Genomic DNA, 25601 nt, shown 5'->3' with positions numbered 1-25601 from the left:
TAACATATTCTCAAAAGAGTGTCAACGTGTATTGACGCAGTAAAGGATGAAAGTAAAGCCTAATATATCAATGTTCTGACAGCTTGCAGGTAATATATATAATTTGAAGCAATTCTCTATACAGCCAACCAGTTATCGTTTATAATGGAACTAAATTTCATATGATCAATCTTCGGGGCAGGGTGAAATTCCCTACCGGCGGTGATGAGCCAATGGCTCTAAGCCCGCGAGCTGTCTTTACAGCAGGATTCGGTGAGATTCCGGAGCCGACAGTACAGTCTGGATGGGAGAAGATGGAGGTTCATAAGCGTTTTGAAATTAAAGTTTTCAAACGTTTCTTTGCCTAGCCTAATTTTCGAAACCCCGCTTTTATATATGAAGCGGTTTTTTTATTGGCTGGAAAAGGACCTTTCCGTTTTCGAGTAAGATGTGATCGAAAAGGAGAGAGTGAAGTGAAAGTAAAAAAATTAGTTGTGGTCAGTATGCTGAGCAGCATTGCATTTGTTTTGATGCTGTTAAATTTCCCGTTTCCGGGTCTTCCGGATTATTTAAAAATCGATTTTAGCGACGTTCCCGCTATTATTGCCATTCTAATTTACGGACCTTTGGCGGGTATTGCCGTAGAAGCGATAAAAAATGTTCTTCAGTATATCATTCAGGGAAGCATGGCAGGAGTTCCTGTAGGGCAAATTGCGAATTTTATTGCAGGAACGCTCTTTATATTGCCGACTGCTTTCTTATTTAAAAAGCTCAACTCAGCAAAGGGCTTGGCTGTCAGCCTGCTTTTGGGAACTGCAGCGATGACCATTTTGATGAGTATTTTAAATTATGTTCTGATTCTTCCTGCATACACGTGGTTTTTACATTCACCGGCATTATCCGACAGCGCGCTGAAAACAGCAGTCGTCGCAGGTATCCTGCCGTTTAACATGATAAAAGGTATTGTGATTACGGTTGTTTTCTCACTTATTTTTGTCAAGCTTAAGCCATGGATTGAGCAGCAGCGAAGTGCGCATATCCATTAAATAAAAAAGCTCCCGCCGGGGAGCTTTTTTTGTTACTTCTATTCAAATTTAAGCGGGTCGCCTTCAAATGGCTCATCCGCCACTTTGATGGAATCAGTAGGGCACCCTTCAAATGCGTCAATCATATCTTCTTCCAGTACCTCAGGAACTTCGACAACACCTTTGTTTTCGTCAAGCGTTACGAACGCGATGCCTTCATCATCGTAATCGTAAATGTCTGGTGCAGCAGCTCCGCAAGCGCCGCATGCAATACATGTATCTTTGTCTACGATTGTGTACTTTGCCATGAATAAAACCTCCCAGATTGTTCTTGGTGGAACAAATGGATCAATCTTTATAATTTAATCAATTTAACACCTATTCCTCTTACTTATTGTAATGATGTTGCTGCTACATTTCAACAGAAAAATGATTGAGAATGCTTATCACATAAGGGGTTATCTACATAACATCCCCCTTAATGATGACTTTAAACGTCGATTTCTGTTTGAAATCTGTTAAAATAAAAAGAGCAAATCAACGATTTTTGTCAGGAAGAATGTGGGTGAATAGGTTGTCATTAAATTACTTCGATATTATGGTTCTCGATTGCCTTTGCAAAATAAACGGGGAACGGTCGGGAAGCGCTGTTTTTCACCTATTCAAAGGCAAGAGATCGTCACAAACCATTCAAGATGCCGGCTTATTTCAGACTGCAAAATACTTTGGAATGGCGGCGCAATGTTCGAGAAACGATATTTCTGCGTCGCTTGACAAGCTTGAAAAGCATTCATATCTCGCGCCTATGTCTGAAACAGATACATACAAAGTGACAGCCAGCGGCGAAGGAGTTTTGAGGCATGCCTTTAGTGAGCGGCCTTGGCCCGTTCATTGCCACGGTGCTCATTATCAGCAGGCTGCCGGCGTGCTTTGGAAAAGGCTTTCGCTGCTTGTGCAGGTCTTATCCCATAAGCAGCAAGGGAGCAAGCAATATATTCCTGTCACAAAGGATTATAAGACACTTCACTGGATAAAGAAATACCTGTCCCGGCATACGGATCATAGAGAGATGGCAAGGAGCCTTTTTGCCATGCTTGAGGCGCATTTGAAAAAGATCGAAGACAAAGCAGCGCAAATTTTTGTCTACTCCTTAACCTCGCACGATCGGATCGGTTATACGAGCAGGCAGCTTGCTGACACGCTGAAAGAAGATGAATGGTATGTCTATATCATGTTTTGGGCTTCGGTACATTATTTTATTCATTCTATTCCGGAGTGTGAAGATGCTCTGTTAAAGGATCTTCTTTCTGATGTGCATTTAGATAATGCCCTGACAGAGTCAACGAGGAAAACATGGCAGATGGTCAAACAAGGGGTCCCGATACATCGAATTGCCGAAATCAGAAAGCTGAAAACAGCGACGATCGAAGACCATATTGTTGAGATTTCTCTTCACGAGCCTGCGTTTATAATTAATGACTATGTATCAGCAGAAGATCAAATCCAAATTGCAGCGTTTGCCAAACGGATGCGGACGAACAAAATCAAACAAATTCGTGACGGTCTGGGGCAGCGGTTCAGCTACTTTCAAATCAGACTGGCATTGACAAAGCAGGTGCAGCAATATGAGTAAATTACAGCAAACGTTACATCATTTTTTTGGTTTTACTTCCTTTAAAAAAGGGCAGGAGGACATTATTAGAAGCATTCTCAGCGGGAAGGATACCATTGCAATGCTCCCGACTGGGGGAGGGAAATCGCTTTGCTACCAGCTGCCTGGTTATATGCTTGACGGCATGGTATTAATCGTTTCTCCACTCCTTTCTTTAATGGAAGATCAGGTGCAGCAGCTGAAAGCCCGGGGGGAAAAGCGTGCGGCCGCTTTGAACAGCATGCTTAACAGGCAGGAAAGACAATTTGTTTTAGAACATATTCATCGCTATAAATTTTTGTACTTGTCTCCTGAAGCTCTGCAGTCTCCATATGTATTGGAAAAATTGAAAAACGTCCCGATCAGCCTATTTGTTATTGATGAGGCACATTGTATATCTGAATGGGGCCACGACTTCAGGCCTGACTATTCAAAGCTTGGACAGATGAGAAAAATTCTAGGACACCCGCCCGTTTTGGCATTGACCGCTACGGCTACAAAGGATACGCTGCAAGATGTCATGGACTTGCTGGAGCTGCAGCATGCTGACCAGCATCTCAACTCAGTCAACCGCCCGAACATCGCACTAAGGGTTGAAAATGTAGCGGATACGGCCGAAAAAATAGATAGGGTCATTCAGCTGGTTGAAAACCTGCAAGGTCCGGGAATTGTTTATTGCCCGACACGGAAATGGGCCGAGGAATTAGCTGGTGAAATTAAAAGCAAAACGAGCAGCAGAGCAGACTTTTACCATGGCGGTTTGGAGTCAGGTGACAGGATTTTAATTCAGCAGCAGTTTATTCATAACCAGCTTGATGTGATATGTTGTACGAATGCGTTTGGAATGGGTGTCGATAAACCTGATATCAGATATGTGATTCATTTTCACCTCCCGCAGACGGCTGAAGCTTTTATGCAGGAAATCGGCAGAGCGGGCCGCGATGGAAAGCCGAGTGTCAGCATTTTGCTGCGGGCGCCAGGAGATTTTGAATTGCAGGAGCAGATTATCCAAATGGAAAGTGTCACAGCTGAAGAAATCGCCGATGTGATCCGTGTGCTAGAGAAGACAGAGGAGCGGGATGAGAGAAGGCTGCGTGACGTATTGCTGCAGTATGGCGCCGGAGAGACACAGGCCCGTATGATGATTCATCTCTTTATGCAGGGGAAAACGTCAGTTGAACTGATGAAGAAAGAAATTTCATATCGCATGGAGCTGAAGCTGGAAAAAATGCGCCGAGTATCTTTTCTGCTTCAGCGTGACGGCTGTTTAAGGCAGTCACTGTTAACCTACTTTGATGAATCGTACGAGCCTGATGCCGGCAACTTCCCGTGCTGTTCTCATTGCGGTTTTGATTTATCCTTGTATGAACAAATAGGGGAACGGAGTAAAATGGCGCCATTAGACAGCTGGAGTTCGGAATTGCACCGGATATTCAGCTTGCAGACTGTAGGTGAGCAGAACTGAAACAGCAAAAAGATTATATTCAGTATATGTCTGACCGTGATATGCTGAAGCAGTTATATTTGACGCAGCTACTCATCATCTTTGCCGCAGCTGCAGCAGGACTGTTCTTTTTTGAGGATATACGTGACGTACTAAAGCTCTGGGACATTCGCGATATGCGAATCATTTGGTATGGTGTTTCTATAGCGGTTATTGTGATTTTAGCCGATATGGCAATAATGAAATGGTGTCCACATCATTTATATGATGACGGCGGAATCAATAAAAAAATATTCAGTAAGAGGTCAATCCCTCATATTATATTTTTAACGCTTCTGATTGCTTTCGCGGAAGAAATGTTATTCAGAGGAGTGCTGCAGACTCATATCGGTTTATGGGCGGCCAGCCTAATATTTGCCGTTCTGCACTTTCGGTATTTGTCAAAATGGCTGTTATTTATTATGGTGACAGCAATCAGCTTTTTACTTGGTCTGATGTATGAATGGACCGGTAACTTATTTGTTCCGATGACGGCACATTTTATCATTGATGCCGTGTTTGCCTGTCAGATTCGTTTTGAACATGTGAGGAGGGATAAACATGACGAACATGTCGAGAGTAGAGAGAAGAAAAGCCCAGAATCTTTATGAAGATCAAAATGCCGTATTGGCGGACGATTATGTCGATGATGGAGAAAGCCTCCCGACAAGACAATCTGTAAAAAATCAAAGAGAACAGAAAAAAAAGCAAGGCAAAACAAAAACGCCATTATTCACAGTACTCGCTGTACTATTTGTATTTGTGCCGGTTATCGTTTTAGTCACCTTATTTTATTTAAAGAGCCACCCGGATAATCATGACGATTATGAAGATGTTTTTATCGACAGCAGCCAAAGCAAATATGAGGTTGTCCCGAAATCAGAGGATAAAAACAATGCCGACACTAAAGACACCAAAGAGACAGCATTGCAAAAGGAGTCAAAAAAAAAGCTTGAGGATTCAAAGGTGAAAGAGCCGGCAAAATCAGCTGCTGATCAAAAACAGACTGCTGTAGCGGAAAAAGAAGACTCGGCAAATAAGGAGGAAGCAACCGCCGCGGCTGCTTCCTCTTCCCAATCAACGGTACAACAGCAAGAACAGCAACAGCAGCCGGCTGAGCCAGTTCAACCTGAGCCGAATCGCATTGTCAAGCACACCGTCCAAAAGAAAGAAACGCTATACCGCATTTCCATGAAGTATTATAAAAGCCGGACAGGAGAAGAAAAAATTCGGGCGTATAATCATTTGAATGGAAATGATGTTTACACCGGACAAGTTTTGGACATCCCCATAATGGATGAATAGGGTATTTTTTTATTTTACGTTCATATATTGTAACAATGAAAATGGACAAGGTGTGAAGCGTATGGAATCCTTATGGAATCAGCTGGATCAGTTTACAGACGCGCCGACCAAACAGATGCTCCAAGCGCTGGTGAAACGAAAACAAAAATATGAAAACTATGCAGCACAATGCCGCAGATGGCGATGGGCTTCACTTATTTGTCTAGGCTTATTATGTCTTATGGTCATGATCAAAAGCCCGGAGCCGCAGCTTATACTTCAAGAAATGCTTAGCCATACCTTTTATTTATTTTGGATGATGGCAACCGCCTTTGCCTACTCCACTTCATATTATTTTAAGAAAAAGGAAGAAAAATCCGAGACCGATTTCCATAAACTGAGATGTGAAATTATTCAGAAAAGCACTGATCTCTGGCCGCAGCCTGATAAATGGAAGGCGAGAGAGTCTGTTTTTCACATGATGAAGCACAAATATGACATTAATCTATATTTTGAAAGTAAATAAAATGGGGCGTTTTCTCAAACGATAGAAACGTCTTTTTTTATTGTCCGTCTTATTGATAAGTTCTAAAAGAATGGAGAGTTTTTATGAAGCTATCAGTGAAAATTGCCGGTGTGCTAACTGTTGCGGCAGCGGCAATGACGGCAAAAATGTATGCAACAGCAAAAGGCAATCATTTGAAAACACATACGTTTCCATTATCAAAAATGAAGGGCAAGCCGCCTCTTACAATCTTTTTTATTTCAGACATTCACAAACGTCTCATCGATCAAGACCTTTTAGAAAAAGCGCAAAGCCATGCCCCCCACCTCGTTATCATCGGCGGTGATTTAGCTGAGGGCGGGGTGCCCAGTAGAAGAATTGAGGAAAACATCAAAAGACTCGCGCATTTCGGGGTCCCTATTGTGTTTGTTTGGGGGAATAATGATTATGAAGTCAGACAGCATAAGCTGTATTCCATATTCAAAGCGTACGGCGTCATCACTCTGAGGAATGAGTCAATTCCATTTTCGTACAATGGACATACGATTGCGATTGCGGGGGTTGATGATATCAGGATGGAGATGGATCATTATGAGGAAGCCATCAAAGAACTTGACAAAGGCCAGCTGAATATTTTGGTTTGTCATAATCCGGAGATTCATGAACAAATCAATGAAGATGACGGTATTGATGTGATATTCAGCGGACATACCCATGGAGGTCAGATCAGGTTTGGAAAATTTGGCCCCTATAAACTGGGAAAAACAGGCATTGTTAAAAATGCGGCTTATCTGATCAGCAACGGCTACGGCACGACAAAAGTGCCTCTTCGTTTAGGTGCTGAGCCTGAAACACACATTGTGACTCTTTGCGGACCAGAGTGACTTCTAAAAAGCAAAAATCCATCTGGCAATAAAAACTGCATTGTGCTTGTCTTACTAGTGAACTCAGTGTAAACTGATAACAATTAAGAACCTATGACTCATCATCTCATATAATGTGTTATATGATTTGTGTGCAAGTAGAGGCAGGAGGGAACGTTATGCGGCTTGAGCGTCTGAATTATAATAAGATCAAAATCTTTTTAACCCTCGATGATTTGACAGACCGGGGATTGACAAAAGAAGACCTCTGGAAGGACTCATTTAAAGTCCACCAGTTATTTAAAGATATGATGAATGAAGCAAATACAGAGCTCGGCTTTGAAGCGAATGGACCGATTGCAGTGGAAGTGTATTCTCTCCAAGCACAAGGGATGGTCGTGATCGTAACAAAGAACCAAGACGCCGATTCAGAAGACGATGAGTATGATGATGATTACATCGAAATGCAAGTCAAGCTTGATGAAAGCGCGGACATCATATATCAATTCCATTCCTTTGAAGATATCATTCAGCTTTCAGAAAGCTTACAGCGAATAGGTATCACAGGGGGAACTGTCTACCACTATGACGGGCATTACTTTTTAAGCCTTGAAGATCTGGGGTCACATACGGCTGAGGGGGTTGTGGCGGTTCTGGCTGAATACGGCAACCCGACAACTTTAACGATTTATCGCTTGCAAGAGTATGGTAAGCTCATTATGGACGGTAATGCCGTTGAGACGATACAAACTCATTTTTCATAAGAATACAAAGGAAAACTGCTGATTTCACAGCAGTTTTTTTTTCGGTAAAAATCATGGAAAAACATAACGTTTATTCTATGCACAGATCAGATGAAGGTGTATACTATTCTCTGAAAGGGAGCATGTGAGAAACAGAAGATTCTAGGAGGTTAACTCAAATGGCAGCCGATCGAAACACCGGTCATACAGAAGAGGACAAACTTGATGTATTAAAATCAACCCAAACCGTAATACATAAGGCTCTGGAAAAATTGGGGTATCCCGAAGAGGTATACGAACTGTTAAAAGAGCCGATGAGATTATTAACGGTAAAAATACCTGTTCGTATGGACGACGGTTCAGTAAAGATTTTCACAGGTTATCGTGCGCAGCACAATGACTCTGTCGGTCCGACGAAAGGCGGGATACGTTTTCACCCGAACGTAACAGAAAAAGAGGTGAAGGCGCTTTCAATTTGGATGAGTTTAAAATGCGGCATAATTGATCTTCCATATGGCGGTGGTAAAGGCGGAATTGTTTGTGATCCAAGGGATATGTCGTTTAGAGAGCTGGAGCGTCTGAGCAGAGGGTATGTCAGAGCAATCAGCCAAATTGTCGGCCCGACAAAAGACGTGCCGGCGCCGGATGTATTTACAAACTCACAAATCATGGCTTGGATGATGGATGAGTATTCAAGAATTGATGAATTTAATTCGCCTGGATTTATTACAGGCAAGCCGCTTGTGCTTGGCGGATCTCACGGGAGAGAATCTGCGACAGCAAAAGGTGTAACCATCTGTATTAAAGAAGCGGCCAAGAAAAAAGGCATCGATATTAAAGGTGCGCGTGTCGTTGTCCAAGGCTTCGGAAACGCGGGAAGCTATTTAGCGAAATTCATGCATGATGCGGGAGCAAAGGTTGTCGGCATCTCAGATGCATATGGCGGACTTTATGATCCGGAAGGCCTTGATATCGATTATTTACTCGACCGACGCGACAGCTTCGGTACTGTAACAAAGCTTTTCAACGATACCATTACAAACCAAGAACTGCTGGAGCTTGATTGTGATATTCTTGTTCCTGCTGCGATTGAAAATCAAATTACAGAAGAAAATGCCCATAATATCCGGGCTAAAATTGTCGTTGAAGCGGCGAACGGGCCAACAACGCTTGAAGGTACAAAAATTCTTTCAGACCGAGACATTCTGCTTGTACCAGACGTGCTGGCAAGTGCCGGTGGCGTAACAGTTTCTTATTTTGAATGGGTTCAGAATAACCAAGGCTTCTACTGGAGTGAAGAAGAGGTAGAAGAAAAATTAGAAAAAATGATGATCAAGTCATTTAACAATATTTACGAAATGGCTAATAACCGAAGAATTGACATGAGGCTCGCTGCATATATGGTCGGCGTTCGCAAAATGGCTGAAGCTTCGCGTTTTAGAGGCTGGATATAAGTTGATGATTTGCATAAAAATAAAAAATCTCCTATGATAAAATAGGAGATTTTTTTATTCGGAAATAGAAAAATATGAAGTGAAATGCCAATCGCAGGAGTTGACGGAAATGATTCAAGAAAAAGCAATTATTATAGGCGGAGGGCCTTGCGGACTATCTGCTGCCATTCACCTAAAACAAATTGGCATTGATGCCCTCGTCATCGAAAAAGGCAATGTCGTTAACAGTATTTACAATTATCCGACGCATCAAACCTTTTTCAGCTCAAGTGAAAAGCTCGAAATCGGAGATGTGGCATTTATTACAGAAAACAGGAAGCCTGTCAGAATTCAGGCTTTATCGTATTACCGGGAAGTCGTTAAACGGAAAAACATCCGTGTTAATGCGTTTGAAATGGTGCATAAAGTGACGAAAACGGAAAATAACGCATTCGTGATTGAGACGTCAAAAGAGATCTACACGACGCCATATTGTATCATCGCCACAGGCTATTATGATCATCCAAACTATATGAATGTGCCCGGTGAGGATTTGCCGAAAGTATTTCATTATTTTAAAGAAGGCCACCCGTATTTTGATAAAGATGTTGTTGTCATCGGCGGGAAAAATTCAAGCGTGGACGCTGCCCTTGAACTCGTGAAATCTGGAGCGCGTGTCACAGTTTTATATAGGGGCAATGAATATTCTCCAAGCATTAAGCCGTGGATTCTGCCGGAATTTGAAGCCCTCGTCAGAAACGGTACAATCCGTATGGAATTTGGCGCTTGTGTCGAAAAAATCACCGAGGATGAAGTTGTGTTTCGCTCCGGAGAGAAAGAACTCATTACCATTAAAAATGATTTTGTATTTGCCATGACAGGCTATCATCCCGATCATCAATTTCTTGAAAAAATTGGTGTTGAAATTGATAAAGAAACAGGGCGTCCATATTTCAACGAAGAAACGATGGAAACAAATGTTGAAGGTGTCTTTATTGCCGGGGTTATTGCTGCGGGAAACAATGCAAATGAAATATTTATTGAAAACGGCAGGTTTCACGGGGGGCATATCGCAGCGGAAATCGCCAAAAGAGAAAACCATTAAAGATGAGGAGCATATGATGCATTCGTATGCTCTTTTTGTTTTTTTAAGTACAGACAGATGTAAAATGATAAACAACATGGTAGGATAGACGTAGGAATATAAAGGAAAGAGGTTGCCTGATGTTTGCAATCATCTCTGCAGGAATTGCCCCCGGCATCGCGCTGTTGAGTTATTTTTATTTAAAAGATCAGTATGATAATGAACCTGTACATATGGTGCTTCGGTCGTTTTTTCTCGGGGTTGTTCTTGTATTTCCCACAATGTTTATCCAGTATGTACTTGAAAAAGAGAATGTAGGAGGCGGAAGCTTTTTCGTTTCTTTTTTATCTTCAGGGTTTTTAGAGGAATCATTAAAATGGTTTATACTGATGATCAGTGTTTACCCGCACGCCCACTTTGACGAACATTATGACGGGATTGTGTACGGTGCAAGTGTATCACTCGGTTTTGCAACCCTCGAAAATATTCTTTATTTAATTGGCCACGGTGTGGAGCATGCGTTTGTCAGGGCGCTGCTGCCTGTTTCATGCCATGCCTTGATTGGCGTTATAATGGGATTTTACCTTGGGAAAGCACGTTTTTCCGCTGATAAGGCGCGTGTAAAGTGGCTTATTCTTTCTTTAGTTGTCCCATCCCTTTTGCATGGATCATATGATTTTATCCTGACAGCGCTTAGTAATTGGATTTATTACATGCTTCCATTTATGGTATTTTTATGGTGGTTTGGTTTGCGTAAAGCGAAAAAAGCCCGTTCCGTTAATATGATGCAAGTATAGAAGCCGCACAGCAATCGTGCGGCTTTTTTTGTGTACAGTTTTTACGAAAGAGATTTTATGTTCTGAGGGATAACAAGGAAAGAGTGTATAAAAATAACCTCGTTACAGAAAATACGATTACACTTAAAAATTTTGCTGTAGGAGGCTTGAAAAGATGAAGTCCAAAGGATCGATTATGGTTTGTCTCATCCTTTTTTCCTTTACAATAACGACGATTATCAATACTGAAACCATTTCTGCCTTTTCGAATCAGGTCATTCAAAGAGGGGCAACGGGGGACGATGTGGTCGAGCTCCAAGCGCGTCTTCAATACAATGGATATTATAACGGGAAAATTGATGGGGTCTACGGATGGGGAACATACTGGGCAGTCCGAAATTTTCAGGATCAATTCGGGTTAAAAGAGGTTGACGGCCTTGTCGGGGCTAAAACAAAGCAAACCTTAATATGTAAATCTAAATACTATCGTGAATATGTTATGGAACAGCTCAATAAAGGGAACACATTCACGCATTACGGAAAAATTCCGCTAAAGTATCAGACGAAACCATCAAAAGCAGCGACACAAAAAGCAAAACAACAAGCAGAAGCACGGCAGAAACAGCCTGCGGAAAAAACAACGCAGCAGCAGCCTAAAGCGAATGCGAATAAACAGCAAAACAATACACCAGCAAAAGCAAGAAAACAGGATGCGGTAGCAGCGAACATGCCTGGTGGATTTTCCAACAACGATATCAGGCTGCTTGCTCAAGCGGTTTATGGCGAAGCCCGGGGCGAGCCGTACGAGGGGCAGGTTGCGATTGCAGCAGTCATTTTGAACCGTTTGAACAGCCCGTTATTTCCAAATTCAGTAGCGGGGGTTATTTTTGAGCCGCTTGCCTTCACAGCAGTAGCCGATGGGCAAATTTACATGCAGCCGAATGAAACGGCCCGAGAAGCAGTGCTGGATGCCATCAATGGCTGGGACCCATCAGAGGAAGCACTTTACTACTTTAACCCAGATACGGCTACAAGTCCGTGGATTTGGGGGCGTCCGCAAATTAAAAGAATCGGTAAACACATTTTCTGTGAGTAGCAGAGACATGAGAAAGCATAAAAAGAGGTGTGATAAATGATCAGAGGAATTTTAATCGCCGTGCTTGGTATTGCAATAGTCGGTACAGGCTACTGGGGATACAAAGAACACCAGGAAAAAGACGCAGTTCTTCTTCATGCTGAAAATAACTATCAGCGGGCGTTTCATGAGCTTACTTATCAGATGGATCAGCTTCATGATAAAATCGGCACAACACTTGCCATGAACAGCCAAAAATCACTGTCGCCTGCATTGATCGATGTGTGGAGGATTACTTCTGAAGCACATAACAGCGTCAGTCAGCTGCCGCTTACATTAATGCCGTTTAATAAAACGGAAGAGCTATTATCAAAGATCGGCGATTTCAGCTATAAAACGTCAGTCAGAGATTTGGACCAAAAGCCGCTTGATAAAAACGAGTATACATCACTAAATAAGCTATATCAGCAGTCTGAAGATATCCAAAATGAATTGCGCCATGTTCAGCATCTTGTCATGAGCAAAAACCTTCGCTGGATGGACGTAGAAATGGCACTGGCTTCAGACGAAAAACAAAGTGACAATACAATTATCAACAGCTTTAAAACTGTCGAAAAAAATGTTGGTGCATTCTCCACTGGCACTGATCTAGGCCCAAGTTTCACCAGCACGAAAAAAGAAGAAAAGGGCTTCAGCCACCTGAAGGGAAAACAAATTTCCGAACAGGAAGCAAAACAAATTGCTGAGCGCTTTGCCCCGGATGACAATTATTCAATTAAAGTGGTAAAGAGCGGAAAAAAAACAAATCGCGATGTATATAGCATCAGCATGAAAGACCCAGACCATAAAGCAGCGATTTATATGGATATTACGAAGAAGGGCGGGCATCCGGTATATTTGATCCAAAACAGAGAAGTGAAAGATCAGAAAATCAGTTTGAATGACGGATCGAACCGAGCGCTCGCATTTTTAAAGAAAAACGGATTTGAAACAGATGATCTGGAAATTGATGAAAGTGCCCAATATGATAAAATCGGCGTATTTTCATATGTTCCTGTTGAAAATAAAGTCCGGATGTACCCGGAGGCAATCCGCATGAAAGTGGCCTTGGATGACGGTGAGGTTGTTGGTTTTTCAGCAAGAGACTTCCTAACATCCCACAGAAAAAGAACTATACCTAAGCCGGCAATTACTGAAGCAGAGGCAAAATCTAAATTAAATAAAAATGTACAAGTGAGAGAAACAAGGCTCGCTTTAATTACAAATGAACTTGGTCAAGAAGTGTTATGCTATGAAATGCTCGGAACCATTGAAAATGACACATTTAGAATGTATATAAATGCCAAGGATGGCACAGAAGAAAAGGTTGAAAAATTAAAAAATGCAGAACCTATATATAAAGACCTATAAAAAAACAGGAGGAAAGGACTAAAAGTCTTTTCCTTTTTTTCATTACGTGCTTTAATAAAAACGTGAGTATATTGAATACGAAAGAGTGAAGTCAATGATAGAGATTGGAGAAAATGTACTTTTAGAATATATAGAAGAAAATGAATTGAAAAAGGCAAAAAGCAAGGCGGTAAGCATCGAAAACAATGAGCTTTTGATTGCGTATCCGGTTGATGTAGTTACAGGGCGAACTGTGATTTTACATAATGATATGGAAGTAACGGTAGAGTTTGTGGGGAAAGACGAAGTTCCTTACCGCTTTACAAGCCGTATAAAAGGCAAAGTGAAGGACAAACTTCAAATGATCTGTCTTGAAGTGCCTCCCCGTGAAAAAATGAAAAGAATCCAGCGCCGCCAGTATGTAAGAACTGATGCGGTATTAGATGTGCAAATTCAGCCGGCAAATGAAGAAGAATTCCGCACACTATCCTATAACATTAGTGCAGGCGGAATCGCCGTGGTTTTAGCCGATGGACGTTCTTTTCAAGCCGGGGAATCATTGCGCCTGGTCATCTGTCTTTCTGAAGAGGAGCACCCACGTCAAATAGAAACAGAAGCGGTTGTCAGACGCATCTTTGATGACCCTAAGTCAGGAAAACGCAAAATGACTTTAGAGTATTCAGAAATTGCAGCAAGTGACCAGCAGGTTCTGCTTCAATACTGCATCCGGCGCCAGTTAAATAAGAGAAGAAAAGCCCGAATGGAATAAACATCGGCAAACACTTCCATACTATTTGTAATGGAGGTGCTCCAATGAAAACATTTGAACGGCTGCTGATCAAATTAGTGTTCATTCAGGCCATCATTTTACTTGGTGTCCAATTTCTTTTTCACTATCAGCATATTGAACCATACGTATCAAAAGTGATTCAATATGAAGGGGTGGATAAAATGGCGGAAAACAATAGGATTGAAACGTTCAAACATTAATTATTCATCAATTTTTCACCCTTTTTCATAAAGTTCATGATACAATCCATAGAGGAGAAAAGAGCAAGGAGAGGAATTATGGAAAAGAAATTATCGATTGCAATTGACGGCCCGGCGGCTGCAGGGAAAAGCACTGTCGCCAAAATTGTGGCTGAGAAAAAATCGTACATATATATTGATACAGGAGCAATGTACCGGGCGATAACGTACGCGGCTTTACAAGAAAACGTTGAGCTGACAAATGAAGAAAAATTGGCTGAGCTATTAAAGCGGACTGACATTGAACTGATTACGACAAAAGAAGGACAAAAAGTGCTTGTAAACGGCACTGATGTAACTGAGGCGATCAGAACAGATGAAGTCAGCAACCAAGTTTCAATTGCGGCCAAGCATAGAAGTGTCAGAGAAGAAATGGTGAAACGCCAGCAGCAGCTTGGGGAAAAAGGCGGCGTTGTCATGGATGGCCGTGATATTGGAACTCATGTGCTGCCAAATGCAGAAGTGAAAATCTTTCTTTTGGCATCTGTTGAAGAGAGAGCGAAACGCCGTTATGAAGAAAATGTAAAAAAAGGCTTTGATGTCAACTACGAAACATTAATTGAGGAAATTGCAAGAAGAGACAAGCTTGATTCAGAGCGTGAGGTATCTCCGCTGCGTAAAGCAGAAGACGCTCTTGAAATCGACACGACATCGCTTTCCATTCAAGAGGTAGCTGATAAAATCCTCGAGGCGGTGGAGCAAAAGTCCCGCTGAGGATGGCAAATGCCACTTTTTTTGAATTTTTCAACGAAGATAGAATGTTATTGCTTGACAAACCTGTCCTTTTATTAGAAGTTAATACTAATAAAACTTTTTATTGATCATTCAAAAAACTTTTTTGGATGATTCTTTAATACATATTCGGCTAAAAGCGGGCATGTTATATGTTCAGCTTTCAAACCGTTTTAATTAAGCTGTGTAGGTTTGGACCAAGGAGGTTATTCAAATGACAGAGGAAATGAATCAAATTGATGTTCAAGTGCCAGAGGTTGGAGATGTAGTTAAAGGGATTGTGACAAAGGTAGAGGACAAGCATGTAGATGTAGAAATTATCAATGTTAAACAATCCGGTATTATTCCAATCAGTGAATTATCAAGTCTTCATGTAGAGAAAGCATCGGATGTTGTTAAAGTAGACGACGAGCTTGACCTGAAAGTAACAAAAGTGGAAGACGATGCTTTGATTTTATCTAAACGTGCTGTTGATGCAGACCGCGCTTGGGAAGACCTTGAGAAAAAATTTGAAACAAAAGAAGTGTTTGAAGCTGAAGTAAAAGATGTCGTGAAAGGCGGCCTTGTCGTTGATATCGGCGTTCGCGGTTTTATTCCGGCATCACTTGTTGAAGCACATTTCGTTGAAGATTTCACTGACTATAAAGGAAAAACACTGTCACTGCTCGTTGTAGAGCTTGACCGTGATAAAAACCGCGTGATCCTTTCGCACCGTGCCGTTGTTGAAAGTGAACAAGCGAATAAAAAACAGGAACTTCTTCAGTCTCTTGAAGTTGGAAGTGTACTTGATGGCAAAGTGCAGCGCCTGACTGACTTTGGCGCGTTTGTAGATATCGGCGGCATCGACGGACTTGTGCACATTTCACAACTTTCTCACTCTCATGTAGAGAAACCGTCTGACGTTGTTGAAGAGGGACAAGAAGTAAAAGTGAAGGTGCTATCGGTTGACCGTGATAATGAACGTATTTCATTATCAATCAAAGATACACTGCCTGGACCTTGGAGCCAAATCGGCGAAAAAGTGAAGCCTGGCGATGTGCTTGAAGGAACTGTACAGCGTCTTGTAAGCTTCGGTGCCTTTGTTGAAATCCTTCCAGGTGTTGAAGGTCTCGTTCATATTTCTCAAATTTCCAATAAACACATCGGCACGCCGCATGAAGTCCTTGAAGAAGGACAGACTGTAAAAGTGAAGGTTCTGGATGTGAATGAAAATGAGGAGCGCATTTCATTAAGCATGCGTGAACTTGAAGAAACGCCTAAAGCTGATCAGGAAGATTACCGTCAATATCAAGCGAAGGAAGAAACAAGCACTGGCTTCCAGCTAGGAGATCTGATCGGAGATAAGCTGAATAAACTAAAATAATTGGTGATAAACGTGACTCGAGCAGAACGAAAGAGACAACACATCAATCATGCCTTGTCCACCGGCCAAAAGCGGGAAACAGGTCTTGATGATATTACGTTTGTTCACGTCAGTCTGCCCGATATTGCATTAGAACAAGTAGATATCTCCACAAAAATCGGCGAACTTTCAAGCAGTTCGCCGATTTTTATCAATGCAATGACTGGCGGCGGCGGAAAACTTACATATGAGATTAATAAATCGCTTGCGCGAGCGGCTTCTCAGGCTGGAATTCCCCTTGCTGTGGGATCGCAAATGTCAGCATTAAAAGATCCATCAGAGCGTCTTTCCTATGAAATTGTTCGAAAGGAAAACCCAAACGGGCTGATTTTTGCCAACCTGGGAAGCGAGGCAACGGCTGCCCAAGCAAAGGAAGCAGTTGAGATGATTGGAGCAAACGCACTTCAGATACACCTCAATGTGATTCAGGAAATTGTGATGCCTGAAGGAGACAGAAGTTTTAGCGGCGCACTGGAACGTATTGAACAAATTTGCAGTCAGGTCAGTGTACCAGTCATTGTGAAAGAAGTCGGATTCGGTATGAGCAAAGAATCAGCAGGGAAGCTGTATGAAGCTGGTGCTGCAGCTGTTGACATTGGCGGTTACGGGGGGACAAATTTCTCGAAAATTGAAAATCTCCGAAGGCAGCAGCAAATCACCTTTTTTAATTCGTGGGGCATTTCAACAGCTGCAAGTTTGGCGGAAATCCGCTCTGAGTTTCCCGCAAGCACCATGATCGCCTCTGGCGGCCTGCAGGATGCACTTGACGTGGCAAAGGCAATTGCGCTGGGGGCCTCTTGTACCGGAATGGCAGGGCATTTTTTAAAAGCGCTGACTGACAGTGGTGAGGAAGGACTGCTTGAGGAGATTCAGCTGATCCTTGAGGAATTAAAGATGATTATGACCGTGCTGGGCGCCAGTACGATTGCCGATTTACAAAAGGCGCCTCTTGTGATCAAAGGTGAAACCCATCATTGGCTCACAGAAAGAGGGGTCAATACATCAAGCTATAGTGTGCGATAAATGATAAAAGCCCAAAACCATATGTGGTTTGGGCTTTTCGTATTATGATTTTCGTTTTTTGAATCTTCCGTTTTGTTCAAGGCTTGTCGCTCCGTCATAGTGAATGGACTGGTCGCGGTCTGATTCGACTCTGCCTGAAGCTTTAAGTTTTTTCTCCTGTCTGTCTTTTCCCATGATCATACTCCTTAATGTGAGATAGATTGTTTAAAAAATGCGCTTGGACTCCATACTGGGAATATGGAGGAAGTGTAAAATGGAACAATTTTATTACTATTGGTCAATGTGGTTTCTGTGGGTTCTTACAACATTTATTATCGAAAAGACAAAAAGACGATTTGCCGTCTCTGTCTTTATTTTAACTAATATTATTCTTAGCATACATGACATCGCTTTATATTTTTCCCTTAATGCTGCATATATGATGTTTTTCGTTTGCGGGTGTGTCTATGCCGGGTATTTGGGAATGTATCGTTTCCGTTACATTCTAGTCTGTCTGACGCTTGTTGCCGCGTATGCGTTTGTTTATCTTTTTGCATTATATGACCCGGTTTGGTTCATCATAAAACCTGAGTGGGCTGCCGTTATATTAATAGTGCTTTTGACAGCTTCTGTTGAAAGGGATTTTGAGAAGCAGCTTTCCTTATTTGTCCTTGGGATGTGCCAAGGCGAACTGGTGTATTCATTTGTGATTCAGAAGTTGGCCGGGGCTTTGGCTGTCGGCGGCTTTCAATGGCTGAATGCGTGTTCTGCGGGGATGATATTGCTGTTTGGCATATCTAAATACGAACAGCTCGCAAGCCAGATTGGTCAGAAAAGCAAAAGATCAAACAAAGGAGCTACCAAAATGTCATGAGTGATTACATCTATCCGATTATTGCGGGGGTCATTGCCGGAATTGCAACAAGGCTTTATATGCTGAAAACGGATTATCGCCAGTATCCGACCTATGTTCATGGGAAAGTGATTCATATCGCACTGGGGATGATAGCGGCTGGTTTAGGTGCAATTATTATGCCGGCGCTTTTGCAGCAGGAATTTACGGCCATCACATTTTTAACGTTGGCAGCGACGCAATTTAGAGATGTTCGAAACATGGAGCGGAACACATTGACGCAAATGGATTCGTATGAACTTGTCTCGAGGGGAAGCACATATATCGAGGGGATTGCCATTGCGTTTGAAAGCAGAAATTATATTGTGATCTTCACAGCACTTTTGACAACCTCCGCGTATGTGTTTTTATCCATCTGGGCTGCAGTCATAGCGGCTGTCGTTTGTTTTTTACTGGCCATGAAATTCATGTCTGGCAGTGTGTTGAAGGATATTGTAGACATCGAGTACATAAAGCCGCGCTTTGACGGTCCGGGTTTGTTTGTTGATAATATTTATATGATGAATATCGGGCTTCCAGAGAAACAGGAACTGATTTTAAAGCATGGCATGGGCTTTATTTTGACTCCAAAAAACTTTAATTCAGCAGCGACAATAGCCAATTTAGGGCAGCGCCAGGCCATTTTATTTGATGTTTCCAATGTGCTCGGGGTTTATCGAGATTCAGGAGAGCCGTCACTGACACCTATTGCAAAACGGGATTTAAATGACGGGAGAGTTGCAGTCTTTGTTCTTCCGCAAATTCACCATCCCGAAACGGCAGTACAGATTATTAGCAATGTTCCAACCCTGGAAAATGCGATTAGAATGCCGACAGAATTTATCAAAAATCAGGACAAGGTGATAGGATGAGTGAATCTCTCACGAATGTGATATTGTCTGTAATCACGACGAACCGGAACCGGGCTGCAGGGGGAGCGCCTGTCTTTTTTTGCAATGACCAAAAGGAGATGGAGCTTTTCGCTAAAAATCTTGAGGCGATCCTTGATGGAATAGCGCATAGAATCGGAGATGACGTGTATTTGATCGTGAAACATTTTTAAGAATAGTTGTGATCCCAGTAAAAACTGATATAATAAATGAGTTAAGCCCTTCCTCTGAAGGGTTTCTTTTCATAAAAGTGAATGAAATGATTTTAATAACCGGTTGAAAATTTATGTAAAAATGAAAGCGGCTGGATCGAAAGGAAGGGTACTATGGGTAAACCTGTCGTAGCCATTGTCGGGAGACCAAATGTAGGAAAATCCACAATCTTTAACCGGATTGCGGGAGAAAGAATTTCAATAGTAGAAGATACCCCTGGCGTGACAAGGGATCGGATATACAGCTCGGCTGAATGGCTGAATTATGATTTTAATTTGATTGATACGGGCGGTATTGATATCGGTGATGAGCCGTTCTTAGCTCAAATTCGCCAGCAAGCTGAAATCGCCATGGATGAAGCGGACGTGATCATTTTTATGGTGAACGGCCGTGAAGGCGTGACAGCTGCCGATGAAGAAGTAGCGAAAATTTTGTACCGCACAAAAAAGCCTGTTGTTTTAGCGGTTAATAAACTGGATAACACAGAAATGAGAGCGAATATTTATGATTTTTATTCGCTAGGCTTTGGCGAGCCGTATCCAATTTCGGGAACACACGGACTCGGATTGGGTGATTTACTGGATGCCGTTGCAGAGCATTTTAAAAACATTCCAGAAACGAAATACAATGAGGAAGTTGTTCAATTCTGTCTGATCGGACGTCCGAATGTCGGAAAGTCCTCACTTGTGAACGCAATGCTCGGCGAAGAACGCGTTATTGTCAGCAACGTGGCTGGAACGACAAGAGATGCTGTTGATACGTCATTTACTTACAACCAGCAGGAGTTTGTCATTGTCGATACTGCAGGTATGCGAAAAAAAGGGAAAGTCTATGAAACGACTGAGAAGTATAGTGTACTGCGGGCGCTGAAAGCGATTGACCGCTCAGAAGTCGTGGCGGTTGTGCTTGATGGCGAAGAAGGCATTATTGAACAGGACAAGCGTATCGCCGGTTATGCACACGAAGCGGGCAAGGCCGTCGTAATCGTCGTAAACAAATGGGATGCTGTTGACAAAGATGAGAGCACGATGAAAGAATTTGAAGAAAATATTCGCGATCATTTTCAATTTCTGGATTATGCGCCAATCCTATTTATGTCTGCCTTAACGAAAAAACGGATCCATACGCTGATGCCTGCGATTATCAAAGCAAGTGAAAATCATTCACTTCGAGTTCAAACGAACGTCTTAAATGATGTCATCATGGATGCTGTGGCAATGAATCCGACACCAACTCATAACGGTTCTCGTTTGAAGATATACTATGCGACCCAAGTGTCGGTAAAGCCGCCAAGCTTCGTTGTGTTTGTAAACGATCCGGAATTGATGCATTTTTCATACGAACGGTTTTTAGAAAACCGAATCAGAGACGCATTCGGTTTTGAGGGGACACCAATCAAAATATTTGCAAGAGCTAGAAAATAAAAAGGTGTGAAGCAAATATGAAAAAAGTCACAATGCTCGGAGCGGGAAGCTGGGGGACAGCACTGGCTTTAGTGTTGGCTGATAATCATCACGAGGTAACCATGTGGGGGCACCGTGCAGATCTGATCCAACAAATCAATGATCAGCATGAAAACAAAGATTATTTGCCGAACGTCAAGCTTCCAGAATCAATAATGGCAACTACGGATATGAAGATGGCTGTGTCAGACGCAGATGTCATTATCGTTGCGGTCCCGACAAAAGCGATTCGGGAAGTGCTGAGGCAAGCTGTCCCTTTTATAACGAAAAAGGCTGTCTTTGTGCATGTCAGCAAGGGTATAGAGCCGGATTCACTCCTGCGTATTTCTGAAATTATGGAAGTAGAGCTCCCGAGTGATGTCAGAAAAGATATCGTTGTCCTTTCCGGTCCGAGTCATGCGGAAGAAGTAGGGTTGCGGCACCCCACAACTGTTACTGCTTCTTCAAAAAGCATGAAAGCAGCGGAAGAGGTTCAGGATCTATTTATTAATCACAATTTTCGTGTGTACACAAATCCTGACGTTATCGGAGTTGAAATTGGAGGGGCTTTAAAAAATATTATCGCCCTTGCAGCAGGAATTACAGACGGTTTAGGGTACGGCGACAACGCCAAAGCTGCTTTGATTACGCGCGGACTTGCCGAAATCGCGAGACTCGGAACGAAAATGGGCGGGAATCCCTTGACGTTTTCTGGATTGACAGGAGTAGGCGATCTAATTGTGACGTGCACAAGTGTTCATTCTAGAAACTGGCGTGCGGGCAATTTGCTCGGAAAAGGGTACAAGCTTGAAGACGTTCTTGAAGAGATGGGAATGGTAGTCGAAGGCGTCCGCACGACGAAGGCGGCTTACCAGCTTTCAAAGAAATATGATGTCAAAATGCCGATTACAGAGGCGCTCCATCAGGTACTATTCAACGGACAAAAAGTTGAAACCGCTGTTGAATCTTTAATGGCGAGAGGAAAAACCCACGAGATGGAGGATTTGGTAAATACGTTTGAAAATCAAGTGAAGTAAAAGTGTCAATCGTATAGTGAATCGCATATCTTAATTGAACGAAAGCCCGAAAAACAGAAGAATACCCAAGTCTTGGGATCTCCTGAAACATTTTGCCGATTTAGGCAATAGAGGATGCATCTGTATGCCAAGTCGCATACTATAGCATCGAAGTCCAAGAGAGTGTTTCTTAAACGTGCAGGTGAATATAGTCAAGTTGACTGAAGCGAAGGTCCCCCTCTTTGCTTCAGTTTTTTTGTTCTATCAAAGGATGGAAAATCTGGTTGATCTTTTCCGGTGCTGTATATTAAAATAAAATATAACGCTTACATCATACATATCGGGGAGGCGCACGTCATTGAATCTGGCATTGATGAAAATGTGGTTTGCTCTAGGGTCTATGGGTTTGATGTTTCTGGCTGTCGCTTCCATCTATTTCAGTCGCTTTAAGTGCCAAAACCGTTTTTTGAAGATTGCGATTTCATCATTCGCTTACATGTGTATGCTCATATCTGGAATTATTGTGTTTGTCGTGGTTTTTAGCGGCCCTGTCAATGAATAAAGCTGTAAAAGGAAGTGCTGTATGGGTAAACTGAAGTGCGCTATCATTTTTGCGGCAGTCGTGTTTTTATCCGGTTGTTTGTATCCGAATGAACGGAAAAGCAGTGTGCATGCCATTCCTTATCAAGACCAGCTACAGCAGGTTCAGTCTGCTGTTGATGAATTTCAAAAGGCAAATGGAGGGCTGCTTCCGATTCAAACCAAAGATATGTCGACACCGCTATATCAAAAATATCCGATAGACTTTAACCGGTTAGCGCCAAGATACATAGCTGAACCTCCGAGTACGGCATATGAAAGCGGGGGAGACTATCAATACGTGCTTGTTGACGTAGAGAACGATCCGACTGTTAAATTAATTGATCTGAAGATGGCTGAACAAATTCGCGATGTGAAATTGCGTATCCAAATGTACCGTCAGGAGCATCAATATCCGCCTTACAAGGATGTGCTATCTCATGATTTATTTACACTCGATGAGAAGAAGCTGGGGGATGGAAGCTCTCTTACAGTGACAAGCCCAATCTCAGGGGATTCCTTGCCGCTTATGATTGACGGAGACGGAGAAATATATGCCGATTACCGGACTGAGCTGGCTTCTTGCCTCAAAAAAAGCAAAAAAACATTTAAACCCGGGACTGAAATCCAGGATATAATTTGGCAAGAAACCCCCTTTGTCCCCGCGTTTTCTGTGAAATATACGGTAAATGACAAGCAGGAACCTGTTTTTTTAGAAAATGATATGAAAAAGGAATGAACCTTTCTCCCTTGCATACAAATAGGGAGAAAGGTTTTTTTATACTTTAATAGATTGAGGATGAGAAATTTTCTAAAGATGTCATATTCAAATAGGACAACGTCATACACATATAGTGTCCTGTGTTTGATTGAAAGAGCTTAATAAAATTGATAAGGATAGGAAGTCCGGGAGGGGATCACTTGGAAAAGGTCGATATTTTCAAGGATATCGCTGAACGAACAGGAGGCGATATATACTTAGGAGTCGTAGGTGCTGTCCGTACAGGAAAATCCACGTTTATTAAAAAATTTATGGAGCTTGTGGTGCTCCCGAATATCAGTAACGAAGCAGACCGGGCCCGAGCGCAGGATGAACTGCCGCAGAGCGCAGCCGGCAAAACAATTATGACTACAGAGCCTAAATTTGTTCCGAATCAGGCGATGTCTGTTCATGTGTCAGACGGACTCGATGTGAATATAAGATTAGTAGATTGTGTAGGTTACACAGTGCCCGGCGCTAAAGGGTATGAAGATGAAAACGGGCCGCGGATGATCAACACGCCTTGGTACGAAGAACCGATCCCATTTCATGAGGCTGCTGAAATCGGCACACGAAAAGTCATTCAAGAACACTCGACCATAGGAGTTGTCATTACGACAGACGGCACCATTGGAGATATCGCCAGAAGTGACTATATAGAGGCTGAAGAAAGAGTCATTGAAGAGCTGAAAGAAGTTGGCAAACCCTTTATTATGGTCATCAACTCAGTCAGGCCGTACCACCCGGAAACGGAGGCTATGCGCCAAGATTTAAGCGAAAAATATGATATCCCGGTATTGGCAATGAGTGTAGAGAGCATGCGGGAATCAGATGTGCTGAGTGTGCTCAGAGAGGCCCTCTACGAGTTTCCGGTGCTTGAAGTGAATGTCAATCTCCCAAGCTGGGTAATGGTGCTGAAAGAAAACCATTGGCTGCGTGAAAGCTATCAGGAGTCCGTAAAGGAAACGGTTAAGGATATTAAACGGCTCCGGGACGTAGACAGGGTTGTCGGCCAATTTAGCGAGTTTGAGTTCATTGAAAGTGCCGGCTTAGCGGGAATTGAGCTGGGCCAAGGGGTGGCAGAAATTGATTTGTACGCGCCGGATCATTTGTATGATCAAATCCTGAAAGAAGTTGTGGGCGTTGAAATCAGAGGAAGAGACCATCTGCTTGAGCTCATGCAAGACTTCGCCCATGCGAAAACAGAATATGATCAAGTGTCTGATGCCTTAAAAATGGTCAAACAGACCGGATACGGCATAGCAGCGCCTGCTTTAGCCGATATGAGTCTTGATGAACCGGAAATTATAAGGCAGGGCTCGCGATTCGGTGTGAGGCTGAAAGCTGTCGCTCCGTCGATCCATATGATCAAAGTCGACGTCGAAAGCGAATTCGCCCCAATTATCGGAACGGAAAAACAAAGTGAAGAGCTTGTACGCTATTTAATGCAGGACTTTGAGGATGATCCGCTCTCCATTTGGAATTCCGATATCTTCGGAAGGTCGCTGAGCTCAATTGTGAGAGAAGGGATTCAGGCGAAACTGTCACTCATGCCTGAAAACGCACGGTATAAATTAAAAGAAACGTTAGAAAGAATCATAAACGAAGGCTCTGGCGGCTTAATCGCCATTATCCTGTAATACCGGTAGACCTCTTTATAGAATGGGAGGTCTTTTTTCTTTGCTCTTAATAATGGAAAAGGATCAAGGAATAGGATGAAAAAAGGAAAAAAAGGAATATTTGTTCGGTAAATCACGTTAAATCCTTGACGAGCAAGGGATTGACGCTTTAAAATGCTTGATATGGCTTTTTATATGTGTTACTCTACATACAGAAATTCTTCACTTTGTTGGACAAACATTCCTCAGAGTGCAGTTTTTCTTAAAAAGCCGTTTAATTGTCTTTCTCTTGCCTGCTCTTATTTTTTTCTGAGACAGGTTTAGAATCAGACTGAACTGTGAAGAAATGATAATAAACGAACTGAATGTATTCCTTTTGGGAGGAGGTGAAAGGCATGAACAAAACAGAACTTATCAATGCGGTTGCAGAAGCAAGCGAATTGTCTAAAAAAGACGCTACAAAAGCAGTTGACTCTGTTTTTGATACGATCTTAGATGCACTTAAAAACGGTGATAAAATCCAACTGATCGGTTTTGGTAACTTCGAGGTGCGTGAACGTTCTGCACGTAAAGGACGCAACCCTCAAACAGGTGAAGAAATCGAAATTCCTGCAAGCAAAGTACCTGCTTTCAAACCAGGTAAAGCGCTTAAAGACGCAGTTGCCGGAAAATAATTGTGAATATAGATCGTGTATGCATCTAGCTTACATACACTTTATTTCTTCACAGAAAAGC

General features: G+C 42.4%; 29 protein-coding genes and 1 riboswitch. Of the genes, 27 read left to right on the top strand and 2 right to left on the bottom strand.

Annotated features, from left to right (window positions below):
• Positions 1–164: 164 nt before the first annotated feature.
• Positions 165–299: riboswitch (FMN riboswitch) on the top strand.
• A gap of 153 nt (positions 300–452) precedes the next feature.
• Positions 453–1025, top strand: coding sequence for a riboflavin transporter FmnP (gene fmnP / locus BLL41_RS12330; protein WP_071578054.1), 573 nt, complete (start codon positions 453–455; stop codon positions 1023–1025).
• A gap of 38 nt (positions 1026–1063) precedes the next feature.
• Here the strand turns inward: fmnP and BLL41_RS12325 are convergent, their stop codons facing one another.
• Positions 1064–1312, bottom strand: a complete 249-nt coding sequence (locus tag BLL41_RS12325; protein WP_003225461.1) for a ferredoxin — start codon at positions 1310–1312, stop codon at positions 1064–1066.
• A 266-nt stretch (positions 1313–1578) separates the two neighbouring features.
• On the opposite strand from BLL41_RS12325, the gene BLL41_RS12320 reads away from it, so the two are divergent.
• The 17 genes from BLL41_RS12320 to fni all read left to right on the top strand — a co-directional run bounded on the left by BLL41_RS12320 (position 1579) and on the right by fni (position 17476).
• The gene (locus BLL41_RS12320) at positions 1579–2637 is read left to right on the top strand and encodes a YpbB family protein (protein WP_071578118.1); all 1059 of its coding nucleotides are present in this window, start codon (positions 1579–1581) and stop codon (positions 2635–2637) included.
• Positions 2630–4120: a RecQ family ATP-dependent DNA helicase gene (locus tag BLL41_RS12315; RefSeq protein ID WP_071578053.1), complete on the top strand. Its 1491-nt coding sequence runs from the start codon at positions 2630–2632 to the stop codon at positions 4118–4120. The genes BLL41_RS12320 and BLL41_RS12315 overlap by 8 nt, the downstream gene beginning before the upstream one ends.
• A 26-nt stretch (positions 4121–4146) precedes the next feature.
• A complete protein-coding gene (locus BLL41_RS12310; protein ID WP_071578052.1) occupies positions 4147–4749 on the top strand; it encodes a CPBP family intramembrane glutamic endopeptidase in 603 nt (200 codons plus the stop codon).
• Complete coding sequence (locus BLL41_RS12305) at positions 4700–5443, top strand: LysM peptidoglycan-binding domain-containing protein (RefSeq protein ID WP_071578051.1); 744 nt, start codon at positions 4700–4702, stop codon at positions 5441–5443. Before BLL41_RS12310 ends, BLL41_RS12305 begins: the two co-directional genes overlap by 50 nt.
• A gap of 61 nt (positions 5444–5504) precedes the next feature.
• Complete coding sequence (locus BLL41_RS12300) at positions 5505–5948, top strand: YpbF family protein (RefSeq protein ID WP_071578050.1); 444 nt, start codon at positions 5505–5507, stop codon at positions 5946–5948.
• A gap of 83 nt (positions 5949–6031) precedes the next feature.
• Positions 6032–6811 carry a metallophosphoesterase gene (locus tag BLL41_RS12295; protein WP_071578049.1) on the top strand — a complete coding sequence of 260 codons (780 nt, stop codon included), beginning with the start codon at positions 6032–6034 and terminating at the stop codon, positions 6809–6811.
• A 158-nt stretch (positions 6812–6969) separates the two neighbouring features.
• Positions 6970–7554 carry a genetic competence negative regulator gene (locus tag BLL41_RS12290; RefSeq protein ID WP_071578048.1) on the top strand — a complete coding sequence of 195 codons (585 nt, stop codon included), beginning with the start codon at positions 6970–6972 and terminating at the stop codon, positions 7552–7554.
• A gap of 158 nt (positions 7555–7712) precedes the next feature.
• A complete protein-coding gene (gene gudB, locus BLL41_RS12285; RefSeq protein ID WP_014664433.1) occupies positions 7713–8987 on the top strand; it encodes an NAD-specific glutamate dehydrogenase in 1275 nt (424 codons plus the stop codon).
• A 109-nt stretch (positions 8988–9096) separates the two neighbouring features.
• Positions 9097–10071: a YpdA family putative bacillithiol disulfide reductase gene (locus BLL41_RS12280; protein ID WP_071578047.1), complete on the top strand. Its 975-nt coding sequence runs from the start codon at positions 9097–9099 to the stop codon at positions 10069–10071.
• 119 nt (positions 10072–10190) lie between these two features.
• Positions 10191–10847: a glutamic-type intramembrane protease PrsW gene (gene prsW, locus BLL41_RS12275; RefSeq protein WP_071578046.1), complete on the top strand. Its 657-nt coding sequence runs from the start codon at positions 10191–10193 to the stop codon at positions 10845–10847.
• A gap of 154 nt (positions 10848–11001) precedes the next feature.
• Positions 11002–11922: a spore cortex-lytic enzyme gene (gene sleB / locus BLL41_RS12270; RefSeq protein ID WP_071578045.1), complete on the top strand. Its 921-nt coding sequence runs from the start codon at positions 11002–11004 to the stop codon at positions 11920–11922.
• 36 nt (positions 11923–11958) lie between these two features.
• A complete protein-coding gene (gene ypeB, locus BLL41_RS12265; protein ID WP_071578044.1) occupies positions 11959–13311 on the top strand; it encodes a germination protein YpeB in 1353 nt (450 codons plus the stop codon).
• Between the two features lie 94 nt (positions 13312–13405).
• On the top strand, positions 13406–14059 hold the full coding sequence (locus tag BLL41_RS12260) for a cyclic di-GMP receptor DgrA (RefSeq protein ID WP_071578043.1): 654 nt from the start codon (positions 13406–13408) through the stop codon (positions 14057–14059).
• Between the two features lie 44 nt (positions 14060–14103).
• Positions 14104–14280: a YpfB family protein gene (locus BLL41_RS12255; protein ID WP_052438154.1), complete on the top strand. Its 177-nt coding sequence runs from the start codon at positions 14104–14106 to the stop codon at positions 14278–14280.
• 78 nt (positions 14281–14358) lie between these two features.
• Positions 14359–15033: a (d)CMP kinase gene (gene cmk, locus BLL41_RS12250; protein WP_040082757.1), complete on the top strand. Its 675-nt coding sequence runs from the start codon at positions 14359–14361 to the stop codon at positions 15031–15033.
• A 232-nt stretch (positions 15034–15265) separates the two neighbouring features.
• Complete coding sequence (gene rpsA, locus BLL41_RS12245) at positions 15266–16414, top strand: 30S ribosomal protein S1 (protein ID WP_014477197.1); 1149 nt, start codon at positions 15266–15268, stop codon at positions 16412–16414.
• Positions 16415–16426: 12 nt separating this feature from the next.
• The gene (gene fni, locus BLL41_RS12240; RefSeq protein ID WP_071578117.1) at positions 16427–17476 is read left to right on the top strand and encodes a type 2 isopentenyl-diphosphate Delta-isomerase; all 1050 of its coding nucleotides are present in this window, start codon (positions 16427–16429) and stop codon (positions 17474–17476) included.
• A 42-nt stretch (positions 17477–17518) separates the two neighbouring features.
• On the opposite strand, the gene BLL41_RS12235 is transcribed toward fni, so the two are convergent.
• Positions 17519–17650, bottom strand: coding sequence for a YpzI family protein (locus tag BLL41_RS12235; protein WP_003225499.1), 132 nt, complete (start codon positions 17648–17650; stop codon positions 17519–17521).
• Between the two features lie 79 nt (positions 17651–17729).
• Here BLL41_RS12235 and BLL41_RS12230 point away from each other — a divergent pair, with 79 nt between their 5' ends.
• The 9 genes from BLL41_RS12230 to hbs all read left to right on the top strand — a co-directional run bounded on the left by BLL41_RS12230 (position 17730) and on the right by hbs (position 25540).
• Entirely contained in the window at positions 17730–18329 is a 600-nt protein-coding gene (locus BLL41_RS12230) for a YphA family membrane protein (protein ID WP_071578042.1), read from the top strand.
• On the top strand, positions 18326–19219 hold the full coding sequence (locus BLL41_RS12225) for a YIEGIA family protein (protein WP_071578041.1): 894 nt from the start codon (positions 18326–18328) through the stop codon (positions 19217–19219). The genes BLL41_RS12230 and BLL41_RS12225 overlap by 4 nt, the downstream gene beginning before the upstream one ends.
• Positions 19216–19410, top strand: a complete 195-nt coding sequence (locus BLL41_RS12220) for a capping complex subunit for YIEGIA (RefSeq protein ID WP_024715236.1) — start codon at positions 19216–19218, stop codon at positions 19408–19410. Before BLL41_RS12225 ends, BLL41_RS12220 begins: the two co-directional genes overlap by 4 nt.
• 153 nt (positions 19411–19563) lie before the next feature.
• Positions 19564–20874, top strand: a complete 1311-nt coding sequence (gene der / locus BLL41_RS12215; protein WP_014480134.1) for a ribosome biogenesis GTPase Der — start codon at positions 19564–19566, stop codon at positions 20872–20874.
• Positions 20875–20891: 17 nt separating this feature from the next.
• Entirely contained in the window at positions 20892–21929 is a 1038-nt protein-coding gene (locus BLL41_RS12210) for an NAD(P)H-dependent glycerol-3-phosphate dehydrogenase (protein ID WP_071578040.1), read from the top strand.
• 337 nt (positions 21930–22266) lie between these two features.
• Positions 22267–22470 (top strand): DUF2768 domain-containing protein, encoded by a 204-nt coding sequence (locus BLL41_RS12205; RefSeq protein WP_071578039.1) that lies wholly within the window; start codon positions 22267–22269, stop codon positions 22468–22470.
• Positions 22471–22491: 21 nt separating this feature from the next.
• On the top strand, positions 22492–23226 hold the full coding sequence (locus tag BLL41_RS12200; RefSeq protein ID WP_071578038.1) for a hypothetical protein: 735 nt from the start codon (positions 22492–22494) through the stop codon (positions 23224–23226).
• A gap of 182 nt (positions 23227–23408) precedes the next feature.
• A complete protein-coding gene (gene spoIVA / locus BLL41_RS12195) occupies positions 23409–24887 on the top strand; it encodes a stage IV sporulation protein A (protein WP_003230572.1) in 1479 nt (492 codons plus the stop codon).
• 374 nt (positions 24888–25261) lie between these two features.
• A complete protein-coding gene (gene hbs, locus BLL41_RS12190) occupies positions 25262–25540 on the top strand; it encodes a non-specific DNA-binding protein Hbs (RefSeq protein WP_003153447.1) in 279 nt (92 codons plus the stop codon).
• Positions 25541–25601 lie beyond the last annotated feature (61 nt).

Origin of the sequence: Bacillus sp. FMQ74 (assembly GCF_001875785.1) — a bacterium.
Lineage (GTDB): Bacteria > Bacillota > Bacilli > Bacillales > Bacillaceae > Bacillus > Bacillus stercoris.
This window is presented reverse-complemented; position numbering and strand designations above follow the sequence as displayed.